Here is a 5465-nt window from a genome sequence, read left to right as displayed (position 1 = left end):
GTCGGGGAACTCCGTGCGCAGCTCGGCGAGCACCTCGCCGATGCTCATCAGCGCACCGGCCGTGCCCCTACCGGCGCCTCCGGACGGCGCGGAGAATCCGCGACCCTCCGGGTCGTCGCGCGCGGCGGCCCCCGCTGCCGAGCTCACGCGTGGCCCTCGCCCTCCGGCCGGGGTCCGGCGATGAAGACCAGGCGGAACTTGCCGATCTGCACCTCGTCGCCGTTGCTCAGCGTGGCGGCCTCGACCCGCTCCCGGTTCACGTACGTGCCGTTCAGCGAACCGACATCGCGCACGGTGAACGTCCCCTGGTCGCGGTGGAACTCCGCGTGCCGGCGCGACACCGTCACGTCGTCGAGGAAGATGTCGCTGTCCGGATGCCGGCCGCTGGTGGTCACGTCGTGGTCCAGCAGGAACCGGGCGCCGGCGTTGGGCCCCCGGCGTACCACCAGCAGGGCCATGCCCGGCGGCAGCGAGCCGGACATCCGGCTCGGCACCACGTCCGTCTCGGGCCCCTCGAGCACCTCGTCGAGCGCACCGAGGTTCAGCGTGGACGTGACGTCGAGTGGGGGAAACTCGTCGTCTGGGCGCGTCATGGACCACCTCACGGATCTGTCACAGGTCGCGGCGACCAGCGACGGCACGGGGGTCCGGACGCGGCTCCCCTGCCGCTGCCCGATGCGCCGGACGCACGACTATAGGTTTCGAAGACATAACAAGTTCGCAGAGATTACAGGTGCCCAGCGAGCCTAGTCAGCCCCGGAAGCGCGGGGCAACCAGACGCGCGGGAGACTCAACTCTCGGTCAGAGCGCGGTAGCCGGCCGCGTCGAGCAAACCGTCGACCGCCGCCGGATCGTCCGGGGCGATCTCCACCAGCCAGCCGGCCGCATAGGGCTCCGCGTTGATCAACTCCGGCTCGTCGGTGAGCGTCGCGTTGCGCGCCACCACCGTGCCGGCGATCGGCGCGTAGATCTCCGACACGCTCTTGGTCGACTCGATCTCACCGAGCGAGTCGCCGGCCCGCACCGCGGTGCCCTCCTCCGGCAACTGCACGAAGACGATGTCGCCCAGCGCGTCCTGCGCGTAGTGGGTGATGCCCACCCGCACCGGACCGCTGCCGTCCGACGCCACCCACTCGTGCTCGGCCGTGTACCGCAGATCCTCTGGGATCACTCAATCCTCCGTAGTGACACCTGCTGCCCGGCGCCGCTCACGACGCCGGCCGTGCGTACTGAAGGGTGGTCGGCTTGCGCACGGCGGTCACCTCGACCACCTCGCGCCGGTCGATTGTCACGCTACCGCCGCCGCCCTCCACCGACGCGACCACCCCACCCGGAATGCGCAGCGCCGTCTCCATCGTCTGGGCGGGGCCGATGACGTAGAGGTCGAAGGGTCCGGTGAGCTTGATGTCGTCCACCGAGATGCCGTCCTGCGCGTCCACGAAGTAGGTCGAGGCCACGATCCGCACCGGCGGCCCGCCACTGCCCCGGATCTCCATCACCTCACCGCCCGCGCCACGCAACTCCTGCACCGCGTTCAGCACGGCGGACGCCTTCACGTTCCTCATGCTGATCCGCAAGCCCGGCCCGGTCCCCCGCAGCGTTCCGGCGAGCAGCCCGAGCTCCTCGGCGCGCTGATCGGCCGCCTCCCGGGCCGCCTGCCGCCCGGCCACGCCGGAGGTGAGCTGCCGCTGGCTGGTCTCCAGCCCCGCGATCTCCGACTGCAGCCGAGAGTCCTGCGCCTCCAGATCGGAGAGGATCCGCACCAGGTCCTCCTGCCGCGCCGAGGCCAGCCCCTGGTCGGTGTTGTTGCTGCGCAGCTGGACGACCAGCGTGAAGCCGAACAACGCCAGCAGCACACCGATCAGCGCACCTGCGCTGGAAAGCTTTCTTTTCGGCGGGCCCGGCTCGGCGGACGGCTCACCCTCGCCGGCCGGTCCGGCTTCTCCGGCGGGTACGAGCGCGCTGTCGCTCACGACGGCCGGGCCGGCCGGGGGCCGAGCATTCACACCGTCGGGTGACCCGGCCTCGTCCCGCCCCGCATCGGCCGTGGCGGGCGGCACCAGCAGCCGGGTCTCCTCGTCGTCGCTCTCGGGCTGCGGCTCGGGATGGGGCTCAGGAAGGGACGGCGGCACCAGCCGCTGCGTCGCCCCGCCGTCGTCCGGCCGCGGCACGGGCGACAACAGCGTCGTGGCCTCGTCATCCGGCTCGGCGACGGCCGGCGGCGGCTCAGCCACCGGCGGTGGACCGGCAGCCGGCGGAGGATCCGCGGGCGACCCGAGATCGGCGGGCCGCGGCGGATCGGCGGGCGGCGGGTCGACCGCCGGTCCGGAGCCGGCTGCAGCGCCGGCGGGCGGCGTCGTGGCATCGGCGGGCGGAAGCACCGGCCGCTTGATCGGCACGGTCGGCTTGTTCGCCTCGTCGTCCGCCAGGTTCTCCGCCGGGTCCACCGGCGGGCTCTCGGGGTCGCGTTCGTCGGACATGCCGCCCCTACGCCCGGAAGAGGTGGCGGCGGATCGCCGCCACGTTGCCGAAGATCCGGACGCCCAGCACCACCACCACGCCGGTGGACAGCTGCCCGCCCACGCCCAGCTGGTCGCCCAGGTACACGATCAGGCCCGCCACCAGAACGTTCGACACGAACGACACGACGAACTGCTTGTCGTCGAAGATCCCGTCGAGCTTGGCGCGCACCCCGCCGAACACGGCGTCCAGCGCCGCGACCACGGCGATCGGCAGGTACGGCTGCAGCCCGGGCGGCACCGTCGGGTGGAAGACGATGCCGAGCACGACACCGGCGATCAGGGCGAGTACGGCGATCATCGGCCGCCTTCCGATGGGGAGGGGGACAGGGCCGGAGAACTGGGTCCGGAGGGCGGCCCGGCGGGCGACGCCACCCGCAGCTTGAGCTCGGTGGCGGCGTCCAGGGTCACGTCGTCGACCTCGGCGGTCTTGAACGACAACCCGTACCGCCGGGACAGCTCCTGGAAGAACTTCCCGGCGTACCCGTCGCGGAACTCGTCGGCGAGCTGGTCCGGGCCGAGCGCGACCACCTCGTACGGCGTGGTCACCGGCCGGTAGTCCACCAGGATCGCTTCGCCGGCCTGCCGGATCGTCGAGGTGGCGGTGAGCCGCATCCCGTTCACCGCGATCGCCTCGGCCCCGCCGGCCCACAGCGCGTTCGCCGCCTGCTGCAGGTCGGTGTCCTTCACCTGACCCTGGGTCTCCCGCTCGCCGGTGACCGGGTCGATGGTGATCGGGCCGTCCGCGAGGGTGACCTTGGCGCCGCTGCCCCGCACCCGGGCCAGCCCGGTCTGTGCCTCCAGGTTGGTCAGCCGCGCCACCGCCTCCCCGCCGAACTCGCGCGCCCGCAGCGCGGCCACCTCGTCGCGCAGCTGCTCGGCCTCGGCCTGCAGGGCGACGGTCTCGGTGCGCCGGTCCTGCACCTGCCGCACCAGCGTGTCGTGCGCCCGGGTGCGGGCCGGCTCGTCGGCCACCGTCTGCCGGTACGCCACCACGAGCAGGAACCCGAGCGCCGCGATGGTCACCGCGGTGACGCCGCTGAGCACCTTGCGCGCCCGCGGTGACGGGCCCTCGCCACGCGCCTTGCGGGCGGCGGCATCCGCATAGCCGGGGTCCAGCGGGTTGCGGAACAGCTCGGTGAGGAAGTCCGGTGTGAACGTGCGCTTCTCGCCGGTGCCGGGGGCCGTCATCCGGTGACCGCCGCGGGTCCGTCCCGGCCGGTCGGCGCGCCGCCGACCGGACCGACCGGGCCGGAGAAGCCGGACGGCCCAGGCGGGCCGGCCGGGCCGGAGGGACCGGCCGCGCGATCGGCGCGCAGCAGCGCCGCGGTCTGCATGAGGTAGAGCACCGCCGCCGCCCAGTACAGGCCGAGCGCCCACCATGCGAGGCCCCACCCGGTCGGCGAGAGCCAGTGCGCCGCGGACGGGACCGCGTGCGCAAGCAGCAGCACCGGGAACGCGCCGAGCAGCACGAACGTCCCGGTCTTGCCGACATAGTGGACCGGCGGTGGGCCGTACTCGTGGCGGCGCAGCACCAGCAGCGCGACGCCGAGCACGACCTCGCGCAGCAGCAGCGCCGCGGTCAGCCACCACGGAATGACCTCGCGCAGGGTGAAGGCGGCCAGCGTGGCCAGGATGTAGAGCCGGTCGGCGAACGGGTCGAGCAGCTCGCCGAGCCGGCTGACCTGACCCAGCCGGCGGGCCGCGTACCCGTCCACCCAGTCGGTGGTCCCGCCCACCGCGATCACGATCACCGCGGCGATGTCGTGGTGGGTCGGGCCGAGCATCAGGTAGAGGAACAGCGGCACGCCGAGCAGGCGGATGAAGCTGATGATGTTGGGGACCGTCCAGATGCGGTTGGACGTGGCGATGGGCGCGCGCGCAGGCTGCTGCGACATCGCGACTCCCTCTCCCCCACGCCGGAAAGCAACCCGGCTCCCCGACGGCCCGGACACCGGCCCACACCCCCGGGGCCGTGCTGCTACCGGCCATTGAGCCCTGCGGTCAGGGCGAGAACCCGGACCCTCAATGGCCGGCCGGAACCATCCCGACCGCTCTCTCGACGAGCCACTATAACCAGCCCGCGCTGCGTCGAGGCCCGGCCGGTGCGGCAGGACACGCTGCGCAGGCCGTCCTAGGACACTGGCCCGGTCAGCGGGCCGGTCAACGGCGCCCTCGTCGCGAGCGGACATAGTCGTCCACCACATACCGGCCGAGCTCGCCCAGGTCGGGGCTGAACACCCGGCCGCCGCTGCGCTGAGCCACCGCGTCGACGAACCGGCGCAGCCCCTCGTCCTCCCCGAGCATGAAGAGGTTGAGCGTCGCGCCGTACCGGGTCAGCTGGTCGACCTCGCGCACCGTCGCCTGCACCGTCTCGGGCAGCGTCGGCCACATGAAGAATGCGTCGCCGTCGTCGTCCAGGTGCGCGGTCGGCTCGCCGTCGGTCACCACCAGCACGACCGGCTCGGAGCCCGGGTGCCGGCGCAGGTGCCGGCCGGCCAGCTTCAGCGCGTGCTGCAGATTGGTGCCCTGCACCATGTCCGGCTCGATCGCGGCCAGCTCGCCCTGCGACAGCGACATCGCATATCGGCCGAACCCGATGATCTGCAGCGAGTCCTGCGGGAACTGCGTCGCCACCAGATGCGACAGGGCCAGCGCCGTCTGCTTCATCGGACCCCAGCGGCCGTCGGCGAACATCGAGTACGACAGGTCGACGCACAGCGCGACCACCGCCGACGCCCGCCGCTCGGTCTCGGCGACCTCGAAGTCCTCCGGCTCCAGCCGCACTGTGCCGCTACCGGCCGCTGAGGCTCCGCCAAGGGCGGAGAACCCGAGCCCCTTCGGGGCTGTGCTGCTACCGGCCGCTGAGGCTCCGCCAAGGGCGGAGAACCCGAGCCCCTTCGGGGCTGTGCCGCTAACGGCTCGGCGGCGCACCGCGTTGCCGAT

At 72.8% G+C, this 5465-nt stretch carries 7 protein-coding genes; all 7 read right to left on the bottom strand.

Going from position 1 to position 5465, the window contains the following annotated elements:
* Positions 1–143 precede the first annotated feature (143 nt).
* The gene (locus tag AB0M20_RS25055) at positions 144–593 is read right to left on the bottom strand and encodes an FHA domain-containing protein (RefSeq protein ID WP_364302080.1); all 450 of its coding nucleotides are present in this window, start codon (positions 591–593) and stop codon (positions 144–146) included.
* Positions 594–790: 197 nt separating this feature from the next.
* On the bottom strand, positions 791–1171 hold the full coding sequence (gene gcvH, locus AB0M20_RS25050; protein WP_364302078.1) for a glycine cleavage system protein GcvH: 381 nt from the start codon (positions 1169–1171) through the stop codon (positions 791–793).
* A gap of 37 nt (positions 1172–1208) precedes the next feature.
* Positions 1209–2480 (bottom strand): DUF881 domain-containing protein, encoded by a 1272-nt coding sequence (locus tag AB0M20_RS25045; RefSeq protein ID WP_364302076.1) that lies wholly within the window; start codon positions 2478–2480, stop codon positions 1209–1211.
* Between the two features lie 7 nt (positions 2481–2487).
* Complete coding sequence (locus AB0M20_RS25040) at positions 2488–2820, bottom strand: small basic family protein (RefSeq protein ID WP_364302073.1); 333 nt, start codon at positions 2818–2820, stop codon at positions 2488–2490.
* Complete coding sequence (locus AB0M20_RS25035; protein WP_364302070.1) at positions 2817–3710, bottom strand: DUF881 domain-containing protein; 894 nt, start codon at positions 3708–3710, stop codon at positions 2817–2819. Before AB0M20_RS25035 ends, AB0M20_RS25040 begins: the two co-directional genes overlap by 4 nt.
* Complete coding sequence (locus AB0M20_RS25030) at positions 3707–4417, bottom strand: CDP-alcohol phosphatidyltransferase family protein (protein ID WP_364302068.1); 711 nt, start codon at positions 4415–4417, stop codon at positions 3707–3709. Before AB0M20_RS25030 ends, AB0M20_RS25035 begins: the two co-directional genes overlap by 4 nt.
* Before the next feature lie 265 nt (positions 4418–4682).
* A partial coding sequence (locus AB0M20_RS25025; RefSeq protein WP_364302066.1) for a VWA domain-containing protein occupies positions 4683–5465 on the bottom strand: 783 nt, incomplete at its 5' end.

It is taken from the genome of Actinoplanes sp. NPDC051633 (genome assembly GCF_040681735.1).
GTDB lineage: Bacteria > Actinomycetota > Actinomycetes > Mycobacteriales > Micromonosporaceae > Actinoplanes.
The sequence above is the reverse complement of the archived record's forward strand: the minus strand, read 5'-3'. Positions and strand labels throughout refer to the sequence as shown.

Bases quoted from the DNA above. Each gene is read 5' to 3' on its own strand.
- AB0M20_RS25030 (WP_364302068.1), bottom strand. From the start codon at position 4,417: ATGTCGCAGCAGCCTGCGCGCGCGCCCATCGCCACGTCCAACCGCATC.
- AB0M20_RS25055 (WP_364302080.1), bottom strand. From the start codon at position 593: ATGACGCGCCCAGACGACGAGTTTCCCCCACTCGACGTCACGTCCACG.
- AB0M20_RS25045 (WP_364302076.1), bottom strand. From the start codon at position 2,480: ATGTCCGACGAACGCGACCCCGAGAGCCCGCCGGTGGACCCGGCGGAG.
- AB0M20_RS25040 (WP_364302073.1), bottom strand. From the start codon at position 2,820: ATGATCGCCGTACTCGCCCTGATCGCCGGTGTCGTGCTCGGCATCGTC.
- AB0M20_RS25035 (WP_364302070.1), bottom strand. From the start codon at position 3,710: ATGACGGCCCCCGGCACCGGCGAGAAGCGCACGTTCACACCGGACTTC.